Here is a 26,960-nt window from a genome sequence, read left to right as displayed (position 1 = left end):
CAGGGCACTGGAGGTTGCAAGCTCGCGATCATGAGCCAGACCGTCGAAGCGCAGCCTCGAAAAAGCGTCCTCTGGAATCGCGAACACCGCCTCGTCACCGTCGGCCTGCTGCTTGTGGTCACGCTGGTGGCCTTTGAAAACATGGGCGTCGCCACCGCGATGCCGACGCTGGTCGCCGAACTCCACGGTCTCGCGCTCTACTCCTGGCCGTTCACCACGTTCCTGGTGGCGAGCGTCGTTGCCACCGTCTTGTCCGGACGGCTTGGCGACCGAAGAGGCCCAGCACCAGCTCTCTTGGTAGGCCCGGCATTGTTCGCCGCAGGACTGGCTGTCGCGGGTATCGCCACAACGATGCCGATGCTCCTGGTCGGCCGTGCGCTGCAGGGCTTCGGCTCGGGATTTCTGCTGGTGTCCGTCTCACTACTGATCGCCCTGACGTTCACCGACCGCGAACGCCCCGTCATCTATGCGGCCAACGCGGCCGCTTGGGTCCTGCCAGCCGTCATCGGCCCGTCCGTCGCCGGTTTGGTGACCGTGACCGTGGGCTGGCGATGGGTCTTCCTCGGGCTGCTTCCGCTGGTCGGGATCGGCGTCGTCCTCCTCTACAAGATCACTCGCCGGTTGCCCGCCCACGCGCCGCTGCCAGCTGGACGTCGCGCGGGCGTCGTGCCCGCTGTCGTCGCTGCGCTCGGCGTCGCCGCCCTGAGCTGGGCCGCGCAGCATCCATCACCTGCCGCGATCGCGTATGGAGCATTGGGCCTTATCGCGTTAGCTATCGCACTGCGCAAGCTCCTGCCTGCCGGAACCATGACCTCTCGTCCCGGATTGCCCACGGTGGTCGCCTCCCGAGCCCTGATCGCCGGCGCATATGCGGGGATGGAGGCGTACCTCCCGCTGACCATGACCGCCGTCCACGGCTACAGCCCTGCGCTCGCAGGCCTGCCGCTGACTATCACCGCGCTTGGCTGGTCCGCCGCGTCCGCCCTCCAAGGCCGGTTCCTCGACTGGTCCCGGGAGGCATCGCTGCGTACCGGCTTCGCGCTCGTCGCGGCTGGCCTGGTCGGCTTCGGTTTTGTCGCCCAACCGTGGTTCCCGGCCTGGGTGGCCTTCGCGGTCTGCGCGGTCGGCGGAGCGGGGATGGGAATCGCGATGCCCGCCATCTCGGTCCTCCTCCTGCGCTATTCGCCGGAGGGGGAGCGGGGCTTCAACACCTCCGCGATGCAACTCGCCGACTGGGTCGGATCAGCGCTGCTCATCGGCCTCGGCGGGGTGCTCCTGGCCGCCGTCGCGTCCGCCGCTCAGCCGTCTGCCGCGATGGGACTGCTCAGTGTCGTCCTCGTCCTGCTGGCGCTGCTCGGCGTCCGGCTCACGAGCAGGTGGCCGAAACAGGTGTGACGTGCCACTCCGCGGCCCGGGGCGAGCTTCGTCACAGGCCGCATCGGTCTACCCTGGTAGAGCGATGACCTATCTCGACCATGCGGCAACGACTCCGATGCTGCCCGAAGCCATTGCGGCGATGACTGAGGCTTTGTCCACCGTGGGCAACGCCTCCGCGCTGCATTCTTCGGGCCGGCGGGCTCGGCGTGCTGTCGAGGAAGCGCGCGAAGTGATCGCCGCCGCTCTGGGCGCGCGTCCGTCGGAAGTCATTTTCACCGGTGGCGGCACGGAGAGTGACAACCTCGCGGTCAAGGGCATCTTTTGGGCCCGTCACGGCGAGGACTCCGCTCGCCGCCGCATTCTTTGCAGCACCGTCGAGCATCACGCGGTCCTCGACACGGTCGAGTGGCTGGAGCAGCACTCTGACGCCGAGATCACCTGGCTCGAGGTAGACGACCAGGGCCGGGTGCCGCCGGAAACGCTTCGAGCCGCGATTGAGTCGGCACCGGAGACTGTCGCGCTGGCAACGGTGATGTGGGCAAACAACGAGGTCGGCACTGTCAATCCGATCGCCGCTCTCGCCGAGGTCTGCATCGAATACGGGGTTCCCCTGCACACCGATGCCGTCCAGGCGGTCGGCGCAGTCCCCGTCGATTTCACCGCATCCGGTGCAGCGGCACTCACACTGACCGGTCACAAGCTCGGCGGCCCATATGGCGTAGGTGCTCTTCTCCTTGACCGTGACACTTCGTGTGTCCCAGTCCTCCACGGCGGGGGTCAGGAGCGCAGCGTCCGGTCAGGCACCCTCGACGTCCCGGCGATTGTCGGCTTCGCCGCTGCGGTCCAAGCGGCGATCAGCGGCCGCGCTGAGTATGCGGACCGGGTTGAGAAGCTGCGCGACGAACTCGTCGCCGCGGTCCTGCGCGAGGTCCCGGACGCGATTCTCAATGGCCGCGACGGCGAGCGTTTGCCCAGCCACGCTCACTTCACTTTCCCCGGCTGCGCAGGTGACAGTCTGTTGATGCTCTTGGACGCCAAAGGCATTGAGTGCTCCACCGGCTCGGCGTGCACCGCGGGTGTCGCGCAGCCAAGTCACGTCCTCCTGGCAATGGGCGCAGACGCCGCCGCAGCTCGCGGTTCGCTTCGATTCTCGCTTGGCCACACGTCGACACTGGACGACGTGCATACCCTGGCCCGCGAGATCGGCGGCGTCGTCGCCCGCGCCCGACAGGCCGGCCTCGCCGGCATGCGCAAGCAGACCCAGAAGCAAGAGGTGTAGAGAATGCGCGTACTGGCCGCAATGAGCGGAGGGGTCGACTCGGCTGTCGCCGCTGCGCGTGCAGTGGATGCCGGTCACGACGTCGTCGGAGTGCACCTGGCGCTTTCAGCACAACCTGGCACGCTGCGGACCGGTTCCCGCGGCTGCTGCACTATCGAGGATTCACACGACGCCCGGCGGGCCGCGGACATCCTCGGTATCCCGTTCTACATCTGGGATTTTGCGGAGCGCTTCACGGAAGAAGTCGTCGAGACGTTCGTCGGCGAGTATGCCGCCGGTCGTACCCCGAACCCTTGCGTGACTTGCAACGAGAAGATCAAGTTCGAAGCGCTGCTTGAGAAAGCGCTCGCTCTTGGCTTCGACGCCGTTGCGACTGGCCACTATGCGCGCCTGGCGACCGTCGATGGCGAGTTGGAGCTTCGCCGGAGCGCGGACGAGGGCAAGGACCAGTCATACGTGCTGGCTTCACTGCAGCCAGAGCAGCTTCGTCATGCGATGTTTCCTCTGGGCGACTCCTGGAAGTCGGACGTGCGTGCCGAGGCGGAGCAGCGCGGGCTTTCCGTTGCGCGGAAGCCGGACAGTCACGACATCTGCTTCATCCCGGACGGCGACACCAAGAAGTTCTTGGAGAAGCGGCTCGGCGAGCGTCCCGGTGAACTTGTCGACGCAGAGACAGGTGCGGTGCTCGGGCGTCACACTGGCGTGCACGGATTCACCGTGGGCCAGCGGAAAGGCCTCGGCATCGACGCGCCGGCCGCTGACGGGCGACCGCGGTATGTCCTTTCGCTCGAACCTGTTTCGGGCACGGTGAAGGTCGGGTCGTCGGCAGACCTTGGTGTCCACGCCATCGACGCGGACCGGGCGATCTGGCCGAGCGGACGAGCCCTGGACGGACCGACCGAGTGCACCGTCCAGGTCCGTGCGCATGGAGGCATTGCCGATGCGGTCGCCGAAGTAGGCGAAGACGGTCGAGTCTCCATCCAGTTGCGCGAGCCTTTGCGCGGGGTGGCACCTGGCCAGGTAGTTGTCCTTTATCGGCGAGACGACCAGGCGGGTGACCTCGTGCTCGGGAGCGCCAAGATCTCAGGCACGCGCTGATCTTCTTATGCGCCTAGGCGTTCCTCTCCAGGTTGTTCCGGCGTGGGTTGAGGGTCGTGCAGCGGCGGAGGTGCGCTTTCAGCTTTCTCGCCTGTCGGTGTCGTGACAATCAGCTTCCCGTCCTGCATGACCTCGTAGCTCCAGTCGGCTCGATTCTTGAGACGGCGGTGGCGTAGGCAGTAGCTCAGAGTCGAGTCTGTGTCCGCGGAATCAGGCCCAGTCGGTTCCGTGAGGCAGTTCTGCGCGGGCCGAGGACAGCCGGGCTGTCGGCACTCGCGGTCGCGGATCCGCACGAACTCGTCGACATCGATGCTCGGCCGGTGCCGGAACTTGCCGACCTCGATCACCTGCCCGGTCAGCGGGTCGGTGATGACCCGGCGGACAACCGTGTCGGGACCAGTGGCGATGTGGCGCGCGAGCTCGGCCGGGATGTGACCGTGGCCGGCGAGTTCGCCGGGATCGTCGTTGAGGCCGAGGTATGTCTTCAGATCGACATAGAGGTACACCTCGGTTTGCTCTGGAACGCCGCCTTTGCCGCTGAGCAGGAGATCGATCGCGACGTCAGCGCGCAGCTGGTCGAGAGTGCGTTTCTCGTCGCCTGTTTTGAGCGATCGAGCGATCTTGTCCACGCGGAGGTAGGCCGCTGTGGCTTTGTCGGTCGAGGCGTTGTCGACGGAGAGCCGCGAGATGCCTTCGCTTTGGTGCTGCAGGATGACGCGCCGCTCGGCTTTCCGTTGAGCCAGTCGGTTCATCGCACCGTCGGGGTCGATTTTTGTTGCGGCGTAAGCGGTTGCCTTGCGGACTTGGGTCGGATTCTTGTCCTCGAGCCGGTGTTCGAGCAGGTAGTCGACCATCCGTGCATGGCGGTCGGACAACTGGCTGGTGCCGTCGGTGACCTTCATGGCGCGATAGAGATCGAACTTTCCCTCATCCATCAGCCGGAAGATTCGAGGCAGGCGCTGAGCCAGAGCTTCGGCGGCGGCGATCATCGCTCCGGCTCGGGTATCGGTGATACGCAAGGCAAGCGCGAACTCGCACGCCAGCTCGTGCGGGTCTGATCTTCGTCTTCGCATGCCCGCCATGCAATGCAGCTGCAACGCCTGCAGTCGGGCGATCTGGCGGTTCGCGTCCTTCACCGCCGCCATCAGCTGGTCTGGCTGCAGGCGATCGAGAAGGTTGAGGTTCGCGTGCATGGCGCGAAGCAGGAAGGCGAGGTCTGCGGTTTCGGTGGTGTTCTTGGTCTTGCCGGAGTGCTCCGCCGGCGTGGTCGACTTGCTCATGTTCGTCACGATACGCACTTATTCGAGCACAGTCAGCTAAATTGCACGAAGGGGCCCCTCGTGCAATAGCTTGGCTTTTGCGTGACGACTCTGGCACGGTGGAAGCCGGGTGATCGAGCGCGTGTCCGGCTGAAGCTGCGTGGAGGGGGTGATCAGAGATGCAGCTTGAAGCCCGTGTGACTCGCGACAAAGCCCAGTCTTTCGTAGAAGCGGTGCGCTGCCGTTCTCGTTGTATCCGAGGTGAGCTGGACTAGGTTGCAGCCGCGTCGTCGCGATTCGTCGATGGCCCACTGCACGAGTTGTGCGCCCATGCCTGAACCGCGGTGATCGCGGTGTACCCGCACAGCTTCGATCTGCCCGCGAAGTGCCCCACGCCGCGCGAGGCCAGGGATGATCGTCAGCTGAAGTGTTGCTACCGGTCGGTCGTTTGAGGTTGCGACTACCAGCAGCTGATTCGGGTCTGCGGCAATGGCTTTGAACGCTTGCAGGTAGGGCTCCAGGTCAGCTGGTGAGTCGCGGGTTGCTCCGAGTTGGTCATCCGCAAGCATTTGAACGATCGCTTCGACATCGTCGGCGCGAGCTCGTCTCACAGTGATAGGAGGCACGCGGGTCAGTATTCCACCGGGTGAGCCGTGGGCGGTTGGCTCCTACGTGGTCTTGTAGCGGCGAATGCCGTCGACGTCTTCGGCTTCGAGCTTGTTCTGCGAGACCAGTAGATCCAGGTGCGCACCGGTCTCCAGGACGGCGAGCATCTGGTTGAATGCGTCCATTTCGGACAGTTTGCGGCCGCGGCGGGTCCAGCCGAGGCGGTTGGCGGCTTCATGAGCGGTGCTTGCTCCGGCTGCAATCTGAGCCGCCATCGTTTCGAGCCGTTGCCGGTGGTGTTCTAGAAGTTCATCGATGCGGGCGTGCACGCTGTCGGTGACCGGGCCGTGCGCAGGCAGCATGCGACGGTCCGGCATGCCTCGAACCAGACGGAGGGAGTCGAGATAGTCGTTCAGCGGCAACTCAGCCGGAACTGGCTGGAAGCCGATCGACGGAGTGATGTGCGGGAGCACGTGGTCGCCTGAGAACAACAGGTTGGCCGCGCCGTCGACGAAAACCACATGGCCGTTGGTGTGTCCTGGGGTGTGGACCACTTCGAACTCGCGGTCGGGCAGCACTGCTCGCCGGCCAGGCGTCAGCCATTCGTCCGGCTCTTCCCAGAGATTTGCCTCTGTGTGGCGAGGTTCCAAACCGAACAGCTTGCTGAGCGCGGTGATGACTTCTTGTCCGCCGCTGAGCCGAAGGAGGTCGAGCTGGGCTTGCATGGGGAACTGGTTCGGGTTGGCGCTCGCGTCGAGCGAAGGTTGCTCGAGCTTGCCGAGAGCGATCCGGTTGCCGAACTCGCGTCGAAGCGCGACTGCCTGCGTGTAGTGGTCGCGGTGAACGTGGGTGATGAGGAACTCGCGGACGTCGCCGAGTTCGGCGTCGATCGCCTTGAGCGCGTCGGCCAGTAATTGGCGAGACTCGGTGAGGGCCCACCCTGAGTCGACGAGCACGAGGTTCGTGCCGTCGGTGACGGCGTAGACGTTGACTGCGCGCAGGCCGTCGTTGGGCAACGGCAAGGGGATCCGGTAGACGCCCGCGGCCACTTCGTAGACCCCGGGATCGGCCCAGTTCAAGTTACTGCCTTCGGGCAACGGCTCCACGGCGACCTCCGTCCAGGCGGGACTTCGGCGTCCCGGACTTTCCTTACATTGGGCCGTAATTCGGTCGCTGTCCACCTGGCGGGACTGAGACTCCGGTCACGTGGTCAACCGGGTCATGCGGTGAGCGCGATGTCGATAGTCAACGTTGTCGCGACGAGCATGCTGGCCAGCGGCTCGGGGACCTGCAGCGGGATCTCGACAAGGTAGGAGTCGCCGCTGACCGGCGAAAGCTCCGGCGATGGTTGTCCGACGCGGGCTACCTCGGTGCCAGCCGCGTCCTCGACGGTGATTTCCCGTCGTTGCCGGCCACTGGCGACGACGGTTGCGATTGTCTTGCCTTCGGTGCGAAGAGCGAAACGGACGCGGCCGGCGTCGGTCGGGATGATTTCGCCGATTGGCGTCCCGTCCGCGCGGGTGACTACGAAGCGGGCCAGCGGATCCTTCGACGGTTTCGCGACCTTGAGGACAGTGCTTTGGCTCGCGTCACGGACCTCGAACTTGCGGCTTACGTACTGGTCGGATTTCCGCAGACGCTGAATGACTTTGCGCAGGAAGCTGGGCGTTGTGACAGCAACCCCGCCGATGCGGAGGCCGTGGCGGTCGAATACGCCGTACTCCTGGCCGGCGGCGGTCGGCTTTGCCTCGCGGCTGACGTAAAGGACCGGCTCAGTGAAGAGGGTCCGCTCAAAGGAGCGGTTTGACGCCCGGCGGTACGGTGCTCCGGGCATGCTGCCCTGCCGCGGCTCCCGGGCGGATGCGTCGCCGGGTGTTTTGCCGGGCGGTGGCGGGGCGGGGCTGGTCATGACGATCCAGACTAACGCGATGACCGCGAATTCGGTGCAGGCAAAGGGATATGCGGCGAATGTCCGGCTATTGCCGCGCGGTCGGGTGAAGCTTGTCCGCAGGGGCGGTGCGGACGGCGGCCGCCCGTTCCGCGACAATCCGGCCTGTGAGTGAACGACCTTGGCCCGCGGGCGCGGCGACTGGAATCGGGTCCATGCCGGGGACCGATCCCGTCGAGGCCGCTGCCGTGGTGTTCGGAGAGCTTCCCGGCTTCCCGTATGTGCCCGAATTGCCGGCTCGCGGCGTCGGTGCCGACCTGGTCGGACGGACCGCGGCGTTGCTCGTCGACCTCGCGATCGAGGTGGTGCCCAGCGGTTACCGCGTCGCCGGGAGGCCCGGGCACGACCATCGGCGGGGGCGCGACCTGCTCCAGTGGGACCTCGACGCAGTCCAGGCCGCCCGTGAGAACGCTGGTGCGCCGGCGGTTCTCAAGACCCAGATCGCCGGGCCCTGGACGCTCGGCGCGGGGGTCGAGCTCGCCCGCGGGCACCGGGTGCTTACTGACCGCGGGGCGTTGCGGGACTTCACCTCGTCGCTGCTCGACGGGCTTGCTCAGCACGTCGCGGAGCTGACCGCGAGGACTGACGCGCCGGTGGTCGTGCAGCTCGACGAGCCGACGTTGCCCGCTGTTCTCGCCGGAAAACTGCCTACTCCGTCGGGATACGGCAACGTCCCCGCGGTGCCTGAGCCCGAGGTCCGGGAGCTGCTTGCCACGACGATCGAACGGATCGGCGCGATGACCGGGCAGCCGGTCATCGTCCACTGCTGCGCTCCGCGGCCGCCGATCGCGCTCTTCCGTGCCGCGGGCGCCGGGGCTGTCGCGTTCGACATCAGCATGCTCGCCGGGGCGTCTGCCGAGCTTCTGGACGAAATCGGCGAGGCTTGGGACAGCGGGATTTCGTTCTTCTTGGGCCTCGTGCCGGCAACTGACCCGGTGACGGTTCCGGGGCTGAAGGACGTCGCGTCGCCGGCGCTCAAGCTCGTGGACCGGCTGGGGTTCAACCGTTCCATCCTGGCTGAGCGTGCTGTTCCGACGCCTGCGTGCGGTCTGGCCGGTGCCACGAACGAGTGGATGCGCCGCGCCCTCGCTCTTAGTCGCGACCTGGGCAAAGCGTTCGTGGAGCCGCCGGAGAAGTGGTGATTCCGCGGACGTGCTGCCGTCGCGCCGCGTACCGTGGCTGGTGAAGAGAAACAACCGGGGGAAATTCCGAATCATGCGTTTGTTCCGTCGCCGCTCGGGAGCCGACACCGAAGCCGCGCCGCCGGATCCTCGTACGCCGTGGCCTGAGCAGCACGTGCCGTCCGACGCGGTCGCTGCGGCAGCTGCGTTCTGGGAAGGGTGGTACGACCTCCTGCCCGAGATCAGTGCTGCGCTGGGCGAGGGCGAGCCGCATCGGGTCGAGCACGACCTGTGCGTGCTGGTCGAGACGTTCCACCCGCGGCTGCATTTCTCGCTCGAACGCGGCCGGACCGCCATCTACGCGTTGGTCGTCAGCGGGCAGGAAGACCCGGAGCTGCGCCCGTACACCGACGCGTGGAAAGCGGCCGGACCGCCGGACGACGCGATCTGGGAGTACCACGATTCGGTGCCTCCGGTCCCGGACCCCACCGAGGTAACGGTCAATCTGGGCGAACACCGCATCTCGCTGGCCGACGTCCGGGTCGTCGCGCAGGTGGACGACGGGGTGGTCGACGTCGCGGTCCACCATCCCGCTTTCGCGGATCTGGACGAGGATTCGCGCACCACGATGACGTTCCTGCCGCTCGACGCGACGCTGGGCGAGCGTCTGGCCGCCGAGCGGCTGCGCCGGGTCGAGACCGCCGAGGCCGCGCCGGAGGGCACGATCGATCTGCTGGAGTTCCGGGAGCTGGTCCGCGGGCTGACGGAGCAACCGGACGAAAGTGTCGGTGCCTCCGGCTAGGCTCACCACCCGTGAGCAGCACCGACCTTCCCCCAGACCAGGTGGCCGTGGAGGCCGCCCAGGACGTGACCGACGTACCGGCCGACGTGCGCGAGCGCCACGGAGCGCTCGCCGAGGAGATCCGCGGCCATCAGTTCCGGTACTACGTGCTGGATTCGCCGATCATCTCCGACGGCCAGTTCGACGCGCTCCTCGGCGACCTTCAGGAGATCGAGGACGAGTACCCGGCGCTGGTCACGCCGGATTCGCCGACCCAGAACGTCGGCGGCACGTTCTCCACCGAGTTCACCGCGCACGACCACCTCGAGCGCATGCTGAGCCTGGACAACGTCTTCGACACCGACGAATTCCTCGCCTGGGTCGAGCGCGTCGAGAAGGAAATCGGGTCCACGGAGTACCTGGCCGAGCTGAAGATCGACGGCCTGGCCGTCAACCTGCTCTACGAAAACGGCAAGCTCACCAGGGGGCTTACCCGCGGTGACGGGCGTACCGGCGAGGACGTCACGCTCAACATCCGCACCCTCGACCAGGTACCGGACCAGCTCACCGGCACCGACGAGTTCCCGGTGCCGAAGCTCGTCGAGGTGCGCGGCGAGGTCTACTTCCGCGTCGAGGACTTCCTCGAGCTCAACGCGAAGATGGTCGAGGCGGGCAAGCTGCCGTATGCGAACCCGCGCAACACGGCTGCCGGGTCGCTGCGGCAGAAAGACCCGAAAATCACCAGGGAACGTCGGCTGCGGCTGATCTGCCACGGCCTCGGCAAGCGCGACGGTTTCGAGCCCGTCACGCAGTCGCACGCGTACGACGCGCTGGCGGCCTGGGGACTGCCAGTGTCGCCGCACACGCGAGTACTGCGGACTGGCAAGGAACTCACCGAGCACATCGCCTATTGGGGTGAACATCGGCACGACGCCGGGCACGAGATCGACGGTGTGGTGATCAAGGTCGACCAGGTCGCCTTGCAACGTCGGCTCGGCACCACGTCGCGTGCGCCGCGGTGGGCGATCGCGTACAAATATCCGCCGGAAGAAGCGATCACGACGCTGCTCGACATCCAGGTCGGCGTGGGGCGCACGGGCCGGGTCACGCCGTTCGCCGTCACCGAGCCGGTCAAGGTCGCGGGCTCGACGGTCGCGCGCGCGACCCTGCACAACCAGGAGGAAGTCAAGCGCAAGGGCGTGCTGATCGGCGATCGGATCGTGATCCGTAAGGCCGGCGAAGTGATTCCCGAGGTGCTGGGACCCGTCGTCGACGCGCGGACCGGTGCCGAACGCGAGTTCGTGATGCCGACCGAATGCCCGGAATGCGGCACGACGCTCGCCTATGAAAAGGAAGGCGACAAGGACATCCGCTGTCCGAACACGCGGTTCTGTCCTGCGCAGTTGCGGGAACGGCTGTTCCATCTCGCCGGTCGCGGTGCGTTCGACATCGAGGTGCTCGGTTATGAAGCGGCGGTCGCGCTGCTCAACGCCAGGGTGGTCGCCGACGAGGGCGACGTGTTCGACCTCAACGAGGATTCGCTCGCCGAGGTGGAGTTGTTCCGCACCAAAGCCGGCGAGCTGTCGGCGAATGCGCGGAAGCTCCTGGCGAACCTCGATTCGGCGAAGGATCGTCCGCTGTGGAAGGTGATCGTCGCACTGTCGATCCGGCATGTCGGGCCGACCGCGGCGCAGGCATTGGCGCGCGAATTCGGTTCTCTGCAACGAATCGAGGACGCGACCGAGGAAGAACTAGCGGACGTCGATGGCGTCGGCCCGACCATCGCGCACGCGGTGCAGGAATGGTTCGAGGTCGACTGGCACCGGCAAATCGTCGAAAAATGGCGACGGGCCGGGGTCCGGATGGAGGAGGAGCGCGACGAGTCCATCCCGCGCAACCTCGAAGGGCTGTCGATCGTGGTGACCGGTTCGCTCGACGGGTTTTCCCGTGACGAAGCGAAGGAAGCCGTCATGGCGCGCGGCGGTAAGGCCGCCGGGTCGGTGTCGAAGAAGACGGCGTTCGTCGTGGTGGGCGAGGCTCCGGGGTCGAAGTACGACAAGGCGGTGCAGTTGAAGGTGCCGGTGCTGGACGAGAACGGGTTCCGTGCGTTGCTGGAGCGCGGCCCGGAGGCGGCTGCGGAACTGGCGCTCGACACCGGTGCCGACGAGGGAGCCGAGGGCGGCGATGAGTGAGATCGTGATCCGTCCGGCGCGGCGCGAGGAGTTCGATGTGCTCGGCGAGGTGACCGTCGAGGCTTACCGGATCGAGGGATTCTTCGAGACTGACGCCGCTTACGAGGCGAAGCTTCGCGACGTCTCGGGGCGGGCGGAGCACGCCGAGTTGCTGGTCGCGGTCGATCCGGACGGCCAGGTCGTGGGGTCGGTCGCGGTCGTCCAGCCGGGCAGCGAGCTGTCCGAGATTTCCCGGCCGGGGGAGCTGGAGTTCCGCATGCTGGCGGTCGCGGAGGCGGCGCGCGGGCGAGGGGTCGGGGAGGCGCTCACCCAGGCAGTGCTGGACCGCGGCCGCGAACTCGGCGTTGACAGGGTCGTGCTGAGCAGCCTCGACGTGATGCGGAAGGCGCACCGGCTCTACGAACGGATCGGGTTCCGGAGGCTGCCGGAACGGGACTGGCATCCGCATCCGGGAGTCAACCTGATCGCCTACGAATACGGCTTCTGAGGTCCGTTATCGCAGGTCAGAGTCTTTTGCCGATTTTTGGCGAAAGCGTTGGGCGGGGTTCGCCGCCGGTATTCGCCGTTGAGTGGCGACGGTTTGGCGAACCTCTCCCGGCTCTCGTCGGGAGCTGGCGGGCGCCTTGGCGGGCCTCGCGGAGAGCGTCGGCCGGACGTGAACGGTCACGGCCGTCGCTGGTGGACGGTCGCGAGTGGAGGGTCTGTTTGGCGAGCTTCAACCGGCTACGGTTGTAACGGGTAGATGTCTGGCTTCGACTCAAGCTGTCACGCGTGAAGTACTGACTCGTATCGAGGAAGCGTGATCATGGCGAAGTTCGTTCAAGCTGCCGTCCCGGTCATCGGTGTTGCCGCGTTTCTTGCCGTCGCGTGCAACGCTGCGCCGCAGCCGGGTGGTACCTCCAAGACGGTCGCGACGGAGACGGTGATCGCGACGGCCACCCAGTCCGCGACAGTACCCGCAAGCGCGCCGGTCAGCGCTGCACAGCCGGCAACAATCAAGGTCCCTGACGTGTCCGGCATGAATCATCAGGACGCGCAGGACGCCATGCAGGCGGCTGGGCTCTACAACCTGCGCGAGGTCGATTCGTCCGGGAAGAAGCGGATGATGATCATCGACCGGAACTGGTGTCAGACCGGGCAGGATCCGAAGCCCGGGACCGTGGTGCCTGCTGACACGGTCGTGACCCTCTATGCCGACAAGTGCTGATTGGCGCCGTCCGGGCTGTCAGCGAATTCGGTCGTCAATCTCACCTTGATGAGGGGGATTGTCTGCACTTGAGGACAGCGGACGGCGACTGAACCCGGGCAACGAACGGCTGGGCCAGCCGCGAACCGGGTGCCGACCACCGGCGTTCGACAGGCTGATTGGCCGATTGGCGGCAACCGAGAGGTCAGCAGCTCGGCCGAACTCTCGACGCGGCGGCCCGCGAATCTTCAGGACAGGCGACCCAAGGTATGGGTCACCCGTCCAGAACCACCGCGACGATCCCGGCGAAGTGTGCCAGCCGAGCGACCTCGGCGGCACGGAAGTTGGGCCCGCCCGGCCGGGCGACGAGCATTGCCTTCCCCGGCTTGCCCAGCGGAGTAGCGGCCAGCTCGGTGCCGAGTTCCTTCCACGTCTCCGGGACCCACGAATCCTCGCCGTCCAAGACGGTCGCTCGCTCCAGCGGCAGCCACGGCAAATCCGTGAACGGGTTCTCCGGAGCCGCGCTCGACGAAGCCAAGCGCCGAGGCCCCGATTCCGAGTGCTCGACGATCACCGCCCACCCGGCTCGAATGATCTTCGGCACACCTTCGGCGAGCAAGTCCAGCCCGGCTTTCGGCTGCGCGGCGATCTCCTCGACCAGCTCGAGCTCGCGATGGGTGTCGAGAATGCCCGCGTACGGCCGCACCGCGTCGACCTCGACGCCTTCCACGCTTTCGGCCGCGGTGATCAGCGCGTCCGGGAGCCGGCCTGACGGGAGTTCGACCACCAGGTCGTCGATCGCGAGCCCGCCGCCGCGTTCCACCACGTCCACGCTCAGGATGTCGGCCCCGACCGTGCCGAGCGCGGTCGCGACCGCGCCGAGGGTGCCGGGGGAGTCCGGTAGCTGGACCCGGATCAGGAACGACACCACGCGCCCCTCTCGCCTCAGGCGTCCCAGCCCTGTCGTGGGACGCGCTTGCCGGGCGCCGATTGTGACAGACCGGGTACCCGCGGGGGCCCGCCGTCCGGCAAGCGGGACGCCCTGCCCGGCGCCCGCGGCCCGATAACCCGGTCGAACCGTCCGACGCCGTCACCATAGACTTGCAGCTTCCGAGAGCACCCGCACAGCACACCCCGGGAGTCACCCGCGTGCCCAACATTTCCCGAGACGAGGTCGCACACCTCGCCAGGCTGGCCAGGCTGGCCGTGACCGACGACGAGCTGGACGTTTTCGCCGGCCAGCTCGACCAGATCCTGGACTCGGTGGCGAAGGTCAGCGAAGTCGCCGCGGAGGACGTCCCGCCGACCTCGCACGCCGTGCCGCTGACGAACGTCTTCCGCGAGGACACCGTCCGGCCCAGCCTCGAGCAGCAGGAAGCGCTGGCCGCCGCGCCGGCGGCCGAGGAAGGCCGGTTCCGGGTGCCGCGGATCCTGGGAGAAGAACAGTGAGCGAACTCGTCAAGCTGACCGCCGCCGAGCTGGCGGCGAAGATCCACGCGCGCGAGGTGTCCGCGGTCGAGGTCGCGCAGGCGCACCTGGACCGGATCGCCGCGGTGGACGACCACGTGCACGCGTTCCTGCACGTCGACACGGAAGGCGCGCTCGGCGCGGCCAAGGCGGTCGACGAGCAGCTGGCCGCGGGGGAGCAGCCGGCGTCGCCGCTGGCGGGCGTCCCACTGGCGCTGAAGGACGTGCTGACCACGAAGGGCATGCCGACGACCTGCGGGTCCCGGACGCTCGAGGGATGGCTGCCGCCGTACGACGCGACTGTCACGCGCAAGCTGCGCGAAGCAGGCGTCGTGATCCTCGGCAAGACGAACATGGACGAGTTCGCGATGGGCTCCTCCACGGAGAACTCGGCGTACGGCCCGACGCACAACCCGTGGGACCACGCGCGCATCCCGGGCGGTTCGGGCGGTGGCTCCTCCGCGGCGATTTCGGCGTTCGAGGCCGCTCTCGCGATCGGCACGGACACTGGCGGCTCGATCCGCCAGCCGGGCGCTGTCACCGGCACTGTGGGCGTGAAGCCGACGTACGGCGGAGTGTCGCGCTACGGGCTCGTAGCGTTCTCGTCTTCGCTCGACCAGGCCGGACCGTGCGCGCGTACGGTGCTTGACGCCGCGCTGCTGCACGAAGCGATCGCTGGCCACGACCCGATGGACTCGACGTCCATCAACGCACCTGTGCCGCCGGTTGTCGCCGCCGCGCGCGAAGGCGCGAAGGGCGACCTGTCCGGCGTACGCGTCGGCGTCGTGAAGGAGTTCGGCGGCGACGGTTACCAGGCAGGCGTGCTGCGGTCGTTCGAGGCTGCTGTGGAGCAGCTTCGCGCTCTCGGTGCCGAAGTAGTCGAGGTGTCGTGCCCGCACTTCACATACGCGCTGCCCGCGTACTACTTGATCGCGCCGAGCGAGGCGTCGTCGAACCTCGCGCGCTTCGACGCTATGCGATACGGCCTGCGCGTCTCGGACGACGGCCAGCACAGCGCTGAAGAAGTCATGTCGCTGACCCGCGAGAAGGGCTTCGGCGCTGAAGTGAAGCGTCGCATCATGCTGGGCACGTACGCGCTTTCGTCGGGTTACTACGACGCGTACTACGGCTCCGCGCAGAAGGTGCGCACGCTCATCACGCGCGACTTCACCCAGGCCTTCGAGAAGGTCGACGTGCTCGTGTCGCCGACGACGCCGACCACGGCGTTCAAGCTCGGCGAGCGCGTGGACGACCCGATGGCGATGTACCTCGCCGACCTGTGCACCATCCCGTCGAACCTCGCGGGCAACGCCGCGATGAGCGTCCCGAGCGGACTGTCCGACGAGGACGGGCTGCCGGTCGGCCTGCAGATCATGGCCCCGGCGCTCGCCGACGACCGGCTGTACCGCGTCGGCGCCGCGTACGAGGCCGCGCGCGACGCCGCTGCCGGCGGCTCGCTCGTGCACCAGGTTCCGGAGCTGGGAGGAACGAAGTGACTGCCGTGGCCGAGTTGATGGACTACGCCGAGGTCGTCGAGCGGTTCGATCCCGTGCTCGGGCTCGAGGTCCACGTGGAGCTCAGCACGAACACGAAGATGTTCTGCGGCTGCGTCAACGAGTTCGGCGGCGAGCCGAACACCAAGACGTGCCCGACCTGCCTCGGACTGCCCGGGTCGCTGCCGGTCGTGAACGGCAAGGCGGTCGAGGGCGCGATCCGGATCGGGCTCGCGCTCAACTGCGAGATCGCGGAGTGGTGCCGGTTCGCCCGGAAGAACTACTTCTACCCGGACATGCCGAAGAACTTTCAGACGTCGCAGTACGACGAGCCGATCGCGTTCGACGGCTACCTCGACGTGACGCTGGACGACGGCGAGGTCGTGCGCGTCGAGATCGAGCGCGCGCACATGGAGGAGGACACCGGCAAGTCGCTGCACATCGGCGGCGCGACTGGCCGGATCCACGGCGCCGAGCACTCGCTGCTCGACTACAACCGCGCCGGCGTGCCGCTGATCGAAATCGTCACGAAGCCGATCACCGGCACCGGCGAACGGGCGCCCGAGGTAGCGCGCGCGTACGTCACCGCGTTGCGCGACCTGCTGCGAGCGCTCGACGTGTCCGACGTCCGCATGGACCAGGGCTCGCTGCGCTGCGACGCGAACGTGTCGCTGATGGCCAAGGACGCCACGGAATTCGGCACGCGCACCGAGACCAAGAACGTCAACTCGCTGCGCAGCGTCGAGCGCGCGGTGCGGTACGAGATGACGCGCCAGGCGGCGATTCTCGCCGAAGGCGGGTCGATCCGGCAGGAGACGCGGCACTTCCAGGAAGCCGACGGCACCACGTCGTCCGGGCGCGCCAAGGAAACCGCGGAGGACTATCGGTACTTCCCGGAGCCCGACCTCGTGCCGATCGCGCCGTCGCGCGAATGGGTCGAGGAGCTGCGCGCGACGCTGCCGGAGATGCCGTGGGAGCGGCGCAAGCGGATCCAGGAAGAGTGGAAGCTCTCGGACGAAGCGCTGCGCGACCTGCTGAACGTCGGAGCCGTCGACCTCGTGGCGGCGACGGTCGAAGCCGGCGCGACGCCGGACGAGGCACGCGGCTGGTGGGTCAACACGCTGGCGCAGGAAGCGAACGCGCGCGAGGTCGAACTGGCCGAGCTGGCGATCACGCCGGCGCAGGTCGCCGAGGTGATCGGGCTCGTGTCCTCCGGGGAGCTGACGAACAAGCTCGCCAAGGAGGTCGTGCAGGGCGTTCTCGCGGGCGAGGGTTCGCCGCGCGAGGTCGTCGAGAAGCGCGGTCTGAAGGTCGTCTCCGACGATTCGGCGCTGCTCACCGCCGTTGACGAAGCCCTGGCCGCGCAGCCGGACATCGCCGACAAGATCCGCGGCGGCAAGGTGGCCGCGGCGGGCGCGATCGTCGGCGCGGTCATGAAGGCGACCAAGGGCCAGGCCGACGCCAAGCGGGTGCGCGAGCTGATCATCGAGCGCGTCGGGTCCTGAGTGGCTTTCTCGCTCCGACGCGTCACCTGGCGCGAGTGGCGCACTGGCTCTGACCTGCGAAAACGCGGATCGGCACCTGGGGGAACGGAAGGTAGTTTCTAGGACTGTTGTACCTGGTCAGACGGCGTTCGCGCCGTCTGGCTTGGTAACGGTTCGGAGCGTCTGGTTGCGGGGGTTGGTCCCACGGTCCGTCCCACGCGGTCCCACGGCCTTCGGGGGCTGCCGCTCGCCGAGCGCCGCCAGCATCCGGGAGTCGGCCTCCGGCGTCTCCTGCACGTAGCCCGCCAGCTCCTCGAGGTCGGCGTGGCCCATCACTCGCTGCACGGCGAACGGGTCCGCGCCGCCCTCGATGGTGCGGGTCGCGAAGCTGCGGCGGATGGCGTAGCCGCTCTTCGACCCGATCTCGGCGTTTTCGGCAGCGGCGCGCATCTGCGCGCTCAGCATGTTCGCGTTGACCGGTCGGCCGAGGGTGTTCACGAACACGAGTGGGTGTTTGCAGTCGGTGCCGTCGAGGTGATCGACCCCGCACCCGGCATCAGCGTCGCGGCCGTCCAGCCGCCGATCGACGATGCGCAGGGCAGCGGCGCTCAGTGGAACGTGATGGATATCACCGTCCCCGGGGTGGCCGCGGACCACCTTGCGTCGGGTGGTGCACACGTCGGTCACGAGCACCTTGCGGCGCTTCCGATAGATCCGGTGTGCGCGGAGCCCGGCGAGTTCGCTGGGCCGCATCCCAACCTCCAAGCCGAACTCGATCATGTCAGCGTAGAAGCTCGCCTTCTCCGGGAAAGTGCGGCCGCATCGCGGCCGCGTTCTCGACGCTGACGTACGACTTCGCCTTCTTTCGCAGCTCCGGAAGCTCGATCTTGAAGCACGGGCTCGCGTCCAAGATCTCCTCGTCGACCGCCTTGTTCATGCTGATCCGGAACACCGAGAAAATCTTGTGCGCGTACGCCGGTGACATCCTCGGCCGCTCCTTCAATTCGGTCGCGACCCACTTCTTCACCGCCTTCCGCGTGATCCGGTTCAGCGGCGTCTCGGACCACTGGGGAATCAGCCACTTGCTCGCGATGCTGGCCTCCTTCGACGGAGTTTCCGACGGCAGCTTCGCGCGTTCCTTGCTCAACTCCTCCCCCCAGGCGCCCCACAGCGTGCTCGGCGGCAGCGTCCCGTCCTTCACCTGAGCGGTGCGTTTCGCCTTCGCCTGAGCGTCCACCGCGGCGTCGAACGCATCCTGCTCGCGAGCGAATGTCCCGGGGACGCGCTGTCTGTCGCCCTCGGCGTCGCGGTACAGGCCGCGGTATTTACTGCTCGGGAGCTTCTCTGTGCTCGGCATGTTCACTCCTTTCGCCGGTCAGATCAGTTGGCAGCGTGTTGAATGAAGAGACTCTGTAGGAGTCGTGCATCGAGGGATGACGTTGTGTTAAACCGCGAAGTTCGGCGGTGTACACCTCGCGCGACTGCTCCGCTCTAAGAAGCGATTCTTGTGCGCGGCGCAACAGGTCTTCATCATTGTTGTTGGCGGCATCTATAATTGTACGCGCCCAATCTTCAGTGCTGGCCCGTGTTGCCATTATGCGCGATTGCAGGTAACTTGCACGGCTTTCTGCTGCGGTGGGATCGTAGAATTCTATTTTTCTGCCTCCGTTCTTTTCTGTCTCCCTGTCTTTGAACTGGTGCAACCTTGCGCGTGCTTCGTAGAATTGATGGATGGCCACAAGTTCGGCGTCTGTTGCGGATACTGCAGTTAGGTTCAGTTTCTCCTGTAGCTCTTTATTGCCAGAATGGCGCGCATCCTCGACTGATGCAACGAGCCTGGCGCGCTGCTCTCGCGCCATCGCTAAGGACTCTTCGACTGCTGCCACCTGCATCGCGAGTGAGTTCCGCTCAGACTTCACGAGCGCTCCGATTGCGCCGTCGATCACGTCGCGCAGTCTTCTCAGTTCGGCGAGGCCAAGAACGCTTATGCGATCGGTGAGACTCGGGTTTGCGACTCCGGGATCGCCTTTTCGCTCAGGCTCTCTCATTGTATTTTTCTTAGGTGACATTTGGAATACTTCAGCTGCGTCGATTTCTCCGGTGTATGCATCAAATGAGACGCCGCCGGGGAGCCCGAATAGGTTGTCCAGCTTTGCGATCGTAAGAGGGCGAACCGGAACTCCGTCTTCGATGGCTGCCAGGTTTTCGGGGCTACGCCCGCTCGGCGAGCTGCCTCGTCGGCAGTCCAGCCGCGCTCCACCCTGGCTCGCTCGACGGCTCTGCCGAACTCCTGTCGCACTGCGTGGTGGCCGCAACCCCCTTGGCGGCCGCCGTCTCGCCTGTGTTCACGGTGTCCCGTCTTCAGCAACTGGTGACCGCCGACCTCGCTGGGCTGCGCGCGGGAACCCTCGCGCCCGGCGATGCCGCCGACCGGATCGAGGCCACGGTCGCGTCGTTCGCCGAGCAGCGTGAGGCCGCGACCGCGCGGCTCATGGCCGAAGTCTCCGCGAATGCCGAAGGCATGATGTCGGCCGATCGCGGGTTCCGGCGCCGCCAACTACAACGTGTCCGGAATCGGCTTCGCGCCGAGCAGCGACTGCTACTTCACCGCGAGCTTCTGGCAGTCGTCCGGAACCGCCGACAACGCGGTCACCTTCGGGCAGGCCACGTCGATCGACCTCGTCAGGCTCGGGTGAGGGAAATGAGCAACGACGGCGGAGTGGTCATCACGTTGGACAAGATCTACGACCAAGTGATCGCCACCAAGGAAATCGCGGCGAAGCTGGTGGACAAAGTGGACGCCGTGGAGAAACGCGACAGCGACCACGAGGCCAGAATCCGCGCCCTGGAACGAAAAGTATGGATGGCCCTCGGTGGCGGAGCCGCGGGGACCATCGCCGCAGCGATACTCGGAGGCTGAACCATGATGCTGACCATGCTCGCCGATATCGCGCGGTCCGCCGGGCTGCGCGTCGTCGAGCAACCCGGCTGGCGCACCCGCGGGCACGGGCAGATGTCCGGCGTCCGCGCCGTCGTCTGCCACCACACCGCCGGTTCCCCCAGCGGCAACGCACCCTCGCTCGGCGTTGTCCAGAATGGACGGTCGGACCTCGCCGGTCCGCTTGCGCACTACGTGCTCGGCCGCGACGGCACCGTTTACGTCGCCGCCGCCGGGTTGTGCTGGCACGCCGGCGCGGTGCTGAACAACGACTGGTCGAACAACTACTCGGTCGGAATCGAGGCCGAGGCGACCGGGGCGGACGACTAGCCCGAGGTGCAGCTCGACGCGTACGCGCGACTGTGCACCGCGTTCAGCCGGCCGGTCGCGGCCGTGCTCCGCCACAAAGAAGTGTGCTCGCCGCGGGGCCGAAAGAGCGACCCCAATTTCGACATGACCGGGTTCCGCGCCCACGTCACAGCCGTCGGCAAAGCACCGGCGGCCCCACCCCGCACCGAGGAGGAAGACATGCCCGACCGCGAACTCAGGCCCACCAACGGGAAGGACGCGTGCGTCACTACCGTCGTCCCGAAGAACGCCACGAAAATGGTGATCTCGCTCGGCTGGGTGCCGATGACCGTGAAGAAGGTCGCCTTCTTCGGCCCGACGCCGGGCTCCGGGCTGAACCATCTTTGGGCCACGTCCAACCCGCAGCGGATCGACGCAGCTGGCGGCTCGACAAAGAACCGGACCAGACCGTCAACCTGATCGTGTCCACCGCCGGCGCGATCCTGTCCGTCGTGAGCAGCGTGCTCGTGCGTCGCCGTGTCGTGCCGGTCGCCAAGCTCGACCAAGACTAACCTGGCATGGAACCGCCCCGCCGCGCAACCGAGGGGGCGCGGCGGGGCGGAACTGAGCAGATGGCGGGTCGGTGCGCCCGGCTAGGGCGTGGCCGACGGGGTGCCACGTTGCTTGGCCGCAGGGAAGAGGCGACAGCCAAGGTCGAGGCCAAGGCTGGTGTTGAGCGCGGTGCCGAAGGAGATCGCTCCTTCATCGGTCCGGTTATGGAAGACGGCGTCGTGTGATCCGGGCGCGTCGTGCAGACGCTGGGGTCGCGGGTCGAATCCGTAGCGTTGCGCGACGGATCCAATGACAACGAGCGCTTTCTCGTAGTCGGCGTCCGGCAGGTTCCCGGTCACCCCGTGGTCACCGAGGCTTGCCTGTTCGCCGTCGTTGCCGACGCCGGGGAATCGTGCGCCGCACGCTGCTCGCGAGCCGTTGCCAAGCGGCGTCCAGGGCGTCAGTTTGGGGATGGCGGCGGTGAGGGCTTGGCGGAGTTCAGTGTCGAGTTGCTGGTATTGCTGGCGGGCTTGGTCGGTGTCGGGCAGGCGCATCAGTGCGGCCCAGACTTCTGCGGGGTCTCGGTCCACGTTGTCTCCTGGGAAGGGCGATTTCTCGACGCTGCACGCGGTCAGAGCGGCGGCGGTCAGGGCTACGGCGAGCGCCGCGTGCAGGCGGCTGGGGTGCGGCGTCATCGGGGGCCTTCGGCGAGGACGGTGCCCTTGTACTGGGCGAGGTCGGGATGTCCGGTGGTGATGGCGGCCATGTTGTACATGCTGGTCGACTGGGCGTCGAGGTAGCCGCTGTGTCCTTCGGTGGCGTTGAGCGGGCCTGCTTCGGTGAGGCTGGCGTCGGTGGACATCTGGTGGTAGTTGCTCGCGTCCGGGCTGAAGTAGGGGCTGGGTCCGAGCACTCCGGTGTTGCCGTAGTTGGGCACGAGGGTGTCCCCGGCGTCCTGTGCGGCGAAAAGGTGGCCTTGCGGGACCTTGAGGTGCTCGGCGCCCTGGCCGGGTGAGCCGAACAGCATCGCGTCCTGCACCGGGGTGTCGTGGCTGAGAGCGTAGCCGGTGGTGCTGGAGCCGTAGCTGTGGCCGAGGGCGGTCAGGTGCAGCGGTGTGTTCGACGCCTCGTGCCCCGCGCCGATCCCGTTGTAGAACTTCGCGAGGCTCTCGCCACCGGCCTGCGCAGCGTGCGGAGTGAGCACCGACTGGTCGGGGTTCGCGATCCCGCTCCACTGCGGGGCCTGATACCCGATCCACGTCACCGCCGCTGTCGGCCCGCCGCCATGGCGAAAATCAATCCGGTCGGCCATCCGTTTCATATCGTCCATGTTCGTGTCGTACTGTGCGAGGTCGCCGTTCACCGTGGTGGTGAACCCTGGGGTGAACACGGCGACGTTAGCCGCTTTGTCCACGTCGCCGACCGCGATCGCGGCCTCGACCCGGGGATGGGTGCTGTCGAGGAACAGCAGCTGCCGGTTTCCCTTGGCCAGGGTGTCGTGGACGGCGTCCAGCGACGAGATCTTCTCGTTGAGCGCGTCGAGCTGGACTTGCAGGTCGTGGTGCTCGTTCTGCTGTTGCGGATCGGACATTTTCAGCCCGTCCATGCGATGTTGCAGGTCGTCGCGTTGGCGGCGCAGGTCCGCGTAATCCCGGTCGAGCACGACCCTGTTCGCCTTGTCCCGGTCAACCGCGGGCAGCCCGTCCATCGCACCGATCACACTGGGCCGGTCGCGGATGAGGGCGTCGCGGGCGGAGGCGGGCAGGGTAGCCCACCAGGCCGCGTTCTGCGCCGGGGTGGCGTTCGGCGGCGGCTCCGGGAACGTCATCCCCGGTGCTTTCAGCCCGTCGGCGGCTGCGGCGGCGACGGTGGATTCGTTGCCGGTGCCGAATTGGCCGGCGGCGGCTTTGTCCAGGACTGCGGCGAGGTCGCTGTCGATGTCTTCGGCGGTGCGCAGGATCTGCGCGATATCGTCGGCGAGTTGCTGTTGTGCTCGTGCCCGGTCCTGCGGGTGCAGTTCCGGTGGCGGGTCACCGCCGTAGACGCAGGCGATCGCGCCGTCGGCGGTGATCGCGAACCCGTATTTGCGGGCCAGCTCGTCGGCGTTCTTGATCGCGGCCTGCACCGCGAGGACCGCGTCGGCGGCCTGCCCGACGGCTTTGCCGATCGCGGCGGCTCCGGCGACGTAGGTGTCCAGGCCCTGCATGTGGGTCTTGTGCTGGGCGGCCGCGCCCTCGGCGGCGGGACCGCTCCAGCCGTCCACCGGGAGCAGTTTGCCGTAGTCGTCGCCCTCGTTGGTCAGGACCTGCACCTTCGCCTGCACGCCGGAGCAGACCTCGTCCAGCACGCCCGGGTCCCAGGCGCGCACGTCGGCCAGCGACACCATCAGCGCGGCCCCCGCATCGTCGGAGCGGTCGGGAACACCCCCGCGGCGGCCTGGTCGCCGCGCGCGTACCGGTCGGCCGCGACTCCCAGGTTCTCCCCGAACCGCTGCGCCTGAGCACACCACTGCGCGAACGTCGACGACAACGCTTCTTGACAGCCCCCGGCCGCCGCCCCGGCCTTCCCGCCCCGCATCGCACCCGAGACCCGCCCGACCAGACCCGCGCAATCCCCGCCCCGCAGACCCGCCGCTTTCTCCCCCGCGGACCGCCCCGCCGCTCTCAACGCCTCCGGCACACTCGTAAACCCCATCAGCCTCCCCCTCCCATAACCGAGAGTCACGTTACGGGCGCCGGGGCTCGGAGATCAACGGCGTCTCCCCCTCAAACGGGGGGCTCGCCAGCGAACACGCGAAGACCTACCTAGGCGCAGCTAGGTAGAACTACGCAGGAGGAGGAGAAGCGACGCGTGGCACGACCTGATGTGCAGCGCCGAAGGACCCGTGAACGCTAGATCACCGCCGTGGCGCGTCGCTCGACCGGCACATGTCACCGGACAACGGAACCGCCCCGCCACGCACCTGAGAGAGGGAAGCATGTGGACGTGCGGCATTTATGTGCGGGATCGGAGGGTTAGCAGGGGCGAGAGCTCGATGGCGTTCTGGCCGCCGTGCGGGCGAATCGTCACCTTGTGTTTCTTCAGGAGCCGACGGATCGTGGCATAGCACGTGCTGTGTGCGTCGGCGACTGCCTGTATGGATGCGCCGTTTTCGTAATCGAGAATGATCTGTTCGATGTCGAGGTCGGTGCGCTTCACGCCCTGTCGGATGGGCGGCAGCACGGCCCCTTCATGCCGCAGCAGCCGCCCTGTCCAGCTCAGCGACAGCCCGTGCTCCCGAGCGATCTCGATGACCGACTCACCGGCACGCCAGGATTTGAGCATCCGGCGGTTTAGCTCGATCCGTTTCGCGCGTGCCTCTTCTGGCGTGTCGGCCATTCGCTGTCCCGTCGTCGCAAGTCTGTGGATGGGGACGGTGATCTTCGGGAGAGGCCACCGCCCCCGGCGCCCGGCCCGGTGGGGGCGCACCCGGTGCCGCGGCGTGTCGGGGGATTGCCGTCGCGGCACTCGGGGGTCTATTTGCCGCAGGCCCAGAAGGGCTCGCCGCATTCGCCGCACCTGCGGTCTGTCGCCGTGGCGGTAGCTCCGCACGCTTTGCAGGCGAGCCGGATCCGCGTCGTCGTGCGCGGCGGGCCCGTCCGGGCGAACCCGGAGCCTGACGCAGCCAGTCAGCGAAGAGGAACAAGGGGATTGATCCCGCATTCGTCGTCCGAGTGGTGGCGTCGCCGGTAGGTGTTGCTTCGACGTTGTGGCGCTGCCGCGGTCATTGCGCGGCCAGCCCTGTGCAACCGGTGCACCAGTCGGCATCGACGAACCTGGTCAGGTCGATCTCGCTGCGCTCGTGGCGTTCCGGGTAAGAGTTGCCGAACGAGCACCACGGGATCAACCACCGCACCGACGGGTCGGCAAGCTCCCGCTTCCAGTAGCGGTGCGTCGTCTTCCGATTCCGTCGGTCGGGTCGGTGTACACCCGCAACGCCAGGTCCGACGTGCGTGGCCCGTGGTGGCGCTGCGTTGTCCACGCTGTCATGACGCGAACCCTCCCCACAGGTTTCGTTGCTGACAGTTACTTTCGTGAGGCTAAGAGCGATTGCGACGCTAAAGGGAAACCAAAGGGACACCGGCCGACGGCAGGAGACACCGAATGCACGTCCCCGAACTTCCCGGAGGCAGCGTTGCCGACCGGCTCAAAGCTGCTCGCAAGCTCAAGGGCCTTAGTCAGTCGCAACTTGCGCAGCGTACGAACTTCTCGACCTTCCTGGTCAAAAAGTGGAGCAGGGGACAAAGCCGCCGAGCGCCGCTTTCGTGGCCGGCACTGCCCGAGCGCTCGGTATCAAGGTCTCCACGCTCTACGGCACGCATGAGAACGAAGTGCTGGACGAACCGAGCCAACAATCCGCCGGCGTCGCCGACCTGCGCAGCGCTCTCGACGCCTATGACGACCCGCGGCCGGAGGGCCGGATTTCGGCGACTGTCGCCGGACGTTTCCGGCAAGCCGAGTCGCCGCGATCGCGTCCGAACGACACATCCAGCTCGCCCCGCGCACGGGAGACCCGCTGCGGATCGCGATCAGCGCGTACCACCGCAGCACTCGATACCTGCAGCACGGCGACTACCGAAACGGTCTTCGCCTGCTCGACTGCGCTCGCGAGCATGTCGGCGTCAGCGCGACCGATCCATCCCTCGGCCAGGCTCTCGATGCAGCTGGACAGTGCAGAGCCCTTCGGGGTCTCGCAGGGCTGCCTCTTCGCTGGCTTGCTGTGAGCGGCCGAAATGGGGGTGGTTGGTAGCGTTTTGTTGTGCACGGGAACTCCTCGGAAGGTCGCCCCTCCATCCCACGTTTGACCCATGGTCGTGCTGTTCGTGCAGGTCAGTGGGTTATGCGCGTCACCTGGCGCGAGTGGCTCGGCTTGGTGGCCGGGCTGCTCGCGGTCGGGTCGACGTTCCTGCCTTGGACCGTGTTGTCGGCGGACACCGCGACGTCCGACGTCCGCGAGGCGTTCAAGACGTTGCCGCACAGCGACGTCGTGCGCACCGCGTGGCATTCGGATCTCTTCTCGTGGGGGCCGCCGCTGCTGCTCGCTGTGGTGGGACTTGCCGTGGTGCTGTTCGGGCAGGTCACGAAGGCACGAGTGAGCGGGCTGCCGCAGCTGTGGCTGGTGGGCTGCTTGACGACGGTGTTGCTGATGGTGATCGGCTGGTCGACGCTGGACTGGGTCTTCGACAGCGACCAGCGTGCGTTCCTGGACGCCGCGGGCGTGTCGATCTCTGGCGGGCTCGGGCGGTATCTGGGGATGGTGTTCGCGGTCGGGTCGGCCGCGGTGGCGATCGTGGACATCCGGGCTGCTCGGGCGGAGAGCCGGGCTTCGCGTCGTCGCCGCTGAATGGCGAGACGGGTTTGCCCGCGCTGAGCTTTGGCGGATTCGCCGTTCAATGGCGACGGGAGGATTGGTCTCTCGTCGGCGTGGGGTTCGGTGGATTCGCCGCTGCGTGGCGACAGGGCACTCGGATCGAGTGGTGGCTCTTCGCGGAGTTGCCGTTGAGCGGCGATCCGGTGCGCTCAGCTGAGCGGCGGTGTTGGTGGATTCGCCGTTGAGCGGCGATGGGGTGCACCGCTTGAGGGATGGCTCTCAACGGATTTGCCGTTGAGTGGCGACGAGGGTCGTCGCGGAGGTCGTCGCCATTGAAGTTTGCCGTTGGGGGCATTAGGGCAGCGGCGGACCTCCGGAGTTGCCGTTAAGTGGCGACGGTGATGTCTCTCGGCCGACGCCGACGCCGACGCCGACGCCGCCCGGATGCCCACGCTGATGCCGACGCCGCCCGGATGCCCACGCTGATGCCGACGCCGCCCGGACGCCGACGCTGATGTCGCGGCGGGTGTCGATCTGGGTC

28 protein-coding genes are annotated in these 26,960 nt (G+C 67.1%); 16 read left to right on the top strand and 12 right to left on the bottom strand.

Translation table 11 applies throughout. The features are described 5' to 3' along the window. Nucleotides 1-30: 30 nt before the first annotated feature. The 3 genes from F9C12_RS15415 (at nucleotide 31) to mnmA (ending at nucleotide 3,754) form a co-directional block, all read left to right on the top strand. Nucleotides 31-1,395: an MFS transporter gene (locus F9C12_RS15415; protein ID WP_409466332.1), complete on the top strand. Its 1,365-nt coding sequence runs from the start codon at nucleotides 31-33 to the stop codon at nucleotides 1,393-1,395. A gap of 64 nt (nucleotides 1,396-1,459) precedes the next feature. Further along, the gene (locus F9C12_RS15410) at nucleotides 1,460-2,656 is read left to right on the top strand and encodes a cysteine desulfurase family protein (protein ID WP_409466331.1); all 1,197 of its coding nucleotides are present in this window, start codon (nucleotides 1,460-1,462) and stop codon (nucleotides 2,654-2,656) included. Between the two features lie 3 nt (nucleotides 2,657-2,659). Beyond that, complete coding sequence (mnmA, locus tag F9C12_RS15405; protein WP_409466330.1) at nucleotides 2,660-3,754, top strand: tRNA 2-thiouridine(34) synthase MnmA; 1,095 nt, start codon at nucleotides 2,660-2,662, stop codon at nucleotides 3,752-3,754. Between the two features lie 5 nt (nucleotides 3,755-3,759). Here mnmA and F9C12_RS15400 read toward each other — a convergent pair whose 3' ends face one another. From F9C12_RS15400 to F9C12_RS15385, 4 genes are all read right to left on the bottom strand, one after another. Then, the gene (locus F9C12_RS15400; RefSeq protein ID WP_409466329.1) at nucleotides 3,760-5,034 is read right to left on the bottom strand and encodes a DUF222 domain-containing protein; all 1,275 of its coding nucleotides are present in this window, start codon (nucleotides 5,032-5,034) and stop codon (nucleotides 3,760-3,762) included. 152 nt (nucleotides 5,035-5,186) lie between these two features. Further along, on the bottom strand, nucleotides 5,187-5,630 hold the full coding sequence (locus F9C12_RS15395; RefSeq protein ID WP_409467014.1) for an N-acetyltransferase family protein: 444 nt from the start codon (nucleotides 5,628-5,630) through the stop codon (nucleotides 5,187-5,189). Nucleotides 5,631-5,681: 51 nt separating this feature from the next. Then, nucleotides 5,682-6,725: an MBL fold metallo-hydrolase gene (locus F9C12_RS15390; protein ID WP_409466328.1), complete on the bottom strand. Its 1,044-nt coding sequence runs from the start codon at nucleotides 6,723-6,725 to the stop codon at nucleotides 5,682-5,684. A gap of 113 nt (nucleotides 6,726-6,838) precedes the next feature. Then, the gene (locus F9C12_RS15385; protein ID WP_409182648.1) at nucleotides 6,839-7,528 is read right to left on the bottom strand and encodes a hypothetical protein; all 690 of its coding nucleotides are present in this window, start codon (nucleotides 7,526-7,528) and stop codon (nucleotides 6,839-6,841) included. Nucleotides 7,529-7,674: 146 nt separating this feature from the next. Between F9C12_RS15385 and F9C12_RS15380 the strand changes: the two genes are divergently transcribed. The 5 genes from F9C12_RS15380 (at nucleotide 7,675) to F9C12_RS15360 (ending at nucleotide 12,868) form a co-directional block, all read left to right on the top strand. Then, nucleotides 7,675-8,709 (top strand): methionine synthase, encoded by a 1,035-nt coding sequence (locus tag F9C12_RS15380; protein WP_409466327.1) that lies wholly within the window; start codon nucleotides 7,675-7,677, stop codon nucleotides 8,707-8,709. Nucleotides 8,710-8,782: 73 nt separating this feature from the next. Then, nucleotides 8,783-9,490, top strand: coding sequence for a hypothetical protein (locus F9C12_RS15375; RefSeq protein ID WP_409466326.1), 708 nt, complete (start codon nucleotides 8,783-8,785; stop codon nucleotides 9,488-9,490). 11 nt (nucleotides 9,491-9,501) lie between these two features. Further along, a complete protein-coding gene (gene ligA, locus F9C12_RS15370; RefSeq protein ID WP_409466325.1) occupies nucleotides 9,502-11,661 on the top strand; it encodes an NAD-dependent DNA ligase LigA in 2,160 nt (719 codons plus the stop codon). After that, nucleotides 11,654-12,148: a GNAT family N-acetyltransferase gene (locus tag F9C12_RS15365; RefSeq protein ID WP_409182643.1), complete on the top strand. Its 495-nt coding sequence runs from the start codon at nucleotides 11,654-11,656 to the stop codon at nucleotides 12,146-12,148. The genes ligA and F9C12_RS15365 overlap by 8 nt, the downstream gene beginning before the upstream one ends. Before the next feature lie 318 nt (nucleotides 12,149-12,466). Next, nucleotides 12,467-12,868, top strand: coding sequence for a PASTA domain-containing protein (locus F9C12_RS15360; RefSeq protein ID WP_409466324.1), 402 nt, complete (start codon nucleotides 12,467-12,469; stop codon nucleotides 12,866-12,868). 253 nt (nucleotides 12,869-13,121) lie between these two features. On the opposite strand, the gene F9C12_RS15355 is transcribed toward F9C12_RS15360, so the two are convergent. Beyond that, complete coding sequence (locus tag F9C12_RS15355) at nucleotides 13,122-13,775, bottom strand: amino acid-binding protein (RefSeq protein WP_037367388.1); 654 nt, start codon at nucleotides 13,773-13,775, stop codon at nucleotides 13,122-13,124. 221 nt (nucleotides 13,776-13,996) lie between these two features. Between F9C12_RS15355 and gatC the strand changes: the two genes are divergently transcribed. The 3 genes from gatC to gatB are packed head-to-tail and all read left to right on the top strand — an operon-like array spanning nucleotide 13,997 to nucleotide 17,312. Beyond that, entirely contained in the window at nucleotides 13,997-14,296 is a 300-nt protein-coding gene (gene gatC, locus F9C12_RS15350) for an Asp-tRNA(Asn)/Glu-tRNA(Gln) amidotransferase subunit GatC (RefSeq protein ID WP_409182641.1), read from the top strand. Beyond that, a complete protein-coding gene (gene gatA, locus F9C12_RS15345) occupies nucleotides 14,293-15,810 on the top strand; it encodes an Asp-tRNA(Asn)/Glu-tRNA(Gln) amidotransferase subunit GatA (RefSeq protein ID WP_409182640.1) in 1,518 nt (505 codons plus the stop codon). Before gatC ends, gatA begins: the two co-directional genes overlap by 4 nt. Continuing rightward, a complete protein-coding gene (gene gatB, locus F9C12_RS15340) occupies nucleotides 15,807-17,312 on the top strand; it encodes an Asp-tRNA(Asn)/Glu-tRNA(Gln) amidotransferase subunit GatB (RefSeq protein ID WP_409466323.1) in 1,506 nt (501 codons plus the stop codon). Before gatA ends, gatB begins: the two co-directional genes overlap by 4 nt. Before the next feature lie 117 nt (nucleotides 17,313-17,429). Here the strand turns inward: gatB and F9C12_RS15335 are convergent, their stop codons facing one another. The 3 genes from F9C12_RS15335 to F9C12_RS15325 are packed head-to-tail and all read right to left on the bottom strand — an operon-like array spanning nucleotide 17,430 to nucleotide 19,339. Then, nucleotides 17,430-18,071, bottom strand: a complete 642-nt coding sequence (locus F9C12_RS15335) for a tyrosine-type recombinase/integrase (protein WP_409466322.1) — start codon at nucleotides 18,069-18,071, stop codon at nucleotides 17,430-17,432. Nucleotide 18,072: 1 nt separating this feature from the next. Then, the gene (locus F9C12_RS15330) at nucleotides 18,073-18,648 is read right to left on the bottom strand and encodes a hypothetical protein (RefSeq protein WP_409466321.1); all 576 of its coding nucleotides are present in this window, start codon (nucleotides 18,646-18,648) and stop codon (nucleotides 18,073-18,075) included. After that, a complete protein-coding gene (locus tag F9C12_RS15325; protein ID WP_409466320.1) occupies nucleotides 18,617-19,339 on the bottom strand; it encodes a hypothetical protein in 723 nt (240 codons plus the stop codon). Before F9C12_RS15325 ends, F9C12_RS15330 begins: the two co-directional genes overlap by 32 nt. A gap of 293 nt (nucleotides 19,340-19,632) precedes the next feature. On the opposite strand from F9C12_RS15325, the gene F9C12_RS15320 reads away from it, so the two are divergent. From F9C12_RS15320 to F9C12_RS15310, 3 genes are read left to right on the top strand one after another with little or no spacing between them, the layout of a single operon-like run. Next, nucleotides 19,633-20,211, top strand: coding sequence for a hypothetical protein (locus F9C12_RS15320; protein WP_409466319.1), 579 nt, complete (start codon nucleotides 19,633-19,635; stop codon nucleotides 20,209-20,211). Between the two features lie 3 nt (nucleotides 20,212-20,214). After that, nucleotides 20,215-20,559 carry an N-acetylmuramoyl-L-alanine amidase gene (locus tag F9C12_RS15315; protein ID WP_409466318.1) on the top strand — a complete coding sequence of 115 codons (345 nt, stop codon included), beginning with the start codon at nucleotides 20,215-20,217 and terminating at the stop codon, nucleotides 20,557-20,559. Nucleotides 20,560-20,565: 6 nt separating this feature from the next. After that, nucleotides 20,566-20,997 carry a hypothetical protein gene (locus tag F9C12_RS15310; RefSeq protein WP_409466317.1) on the top strand — a complete coding sequence of 144 codons (432 nt, stop codon included), beginning with the start codon at nucleotides 20,566-20,568 and terminating at the stop codon, nucleotides 20,995-20,997. 173 nt (nucleotides 20,998-21,170) lie between these two features. Here F9C12_RS15310 and F9C12_RS15305 read toward each other — a convergent pair whose 3' ends face one another. The 4 genes from F9C12_RS15305 to F9C12_RS15290 all read right to left on the bottom strand — a co-directional run bounded on the left by F9C12_RS15305 (nucleotide 21,171) and on the right by F9C12_RS15290 (nucleotide 24,447). Then, the gene (locus F9C12_RS15305) at nucleotides 21,171-21,764 is read right to left on the bottom strand and encodes an LppA family lipoprotein (protein WP_409466316.1); all 594 of its coding nucleotides are present in this window, start codon (nucleotides 21,762-21,764) and stop codon (nucleotides 21,171-21,173) included. Then, nucleotides 21,761-23,455 (bottom strand): alpha/beta hydrolase, encoded by a 1,695-nt coding sequence (locus tag F9C12_RS15300; protein ID WP_409466315.1) that lies wholly within the window; start codon nucleotides 23,453-23,455, stop codon nucleotides 21,761-21,763. Before F9C12_RS15300 ends, F9C12_RS15305 begins: the two co-directional genes overlap by 4 nt. Further along, entirely contained in the window at nucleotides 23,455-23,763 is a 309-nt protein-coding gene (locus F9C12_RS15295) for a hypothetical protein (RefSeq protein WP_409466314.1), read from the bottom strand. The genes F9C12_RS15300 and F9C12_RS15295 overlap by 1 nt, the downstream gene beginning before the upstream one ends. A 300-nt stretch (nucleotides 23,764-24,063) precedes the next feature. Beyond that, a complete protein-coding gene (locus F9C12_RS15290; protein WP_409466313.1) occupies nucleotides 24,064-24,447 on the bottom strand; it encodes a helix-turn-helix domain-containing protein in 384 nt (127 codons plus the stop codon). Between the two features lie 926 nt (nucleotides 24,448-25,373). Between F9C12_RS15290 and F9C12_RS15285 the strand changes: the two genes are divergently transcribed. Continuing rightward, nucleotides 25,374-25,832: a hypothetical protein gene (locus F9C12_RS15285; RefSeq protein ID WP_409466312.1), complete on the top strand. Its 459-nt coding sequence runs from the start codon at nucleotides 25,374-25,376 to the stop codon at nucleotides 25,830-25,832. A gap of 116 nt (nucleotides 25,833-25,948) precedes the next feature. Continuing rightward, on the top strand, nucleotides 25,949-26,452 hold the full coding sequence (locus F9C12_RS15280; RefSeq protein ID WP_409466311.1) for a hypothetical protein: 504 nt from the start codon (nucleotides 25,949-25,951) through the stop codon (nucleotides 26,450-26,452). The last annotated feature ends 508 nt before the right edge of the window (nucleotides 26,453-26,960 follow it).

The sequence above is a fragment of the Amycolatopsis sp. GA6-003 genome (assembly GCF_046267895.1).
Classification (GTDB): domain Bacteria; phylum Actinomycetota; class Actinomycetes; order Mycobacteriales; family Pseudonocardiaceae; genus Amycolatopsis.
The sequence above is the reverse complement of the archived record's forward strand: the minus strand, read 5'-3'. Positions and strand labels throughout refer to the sequence as shown.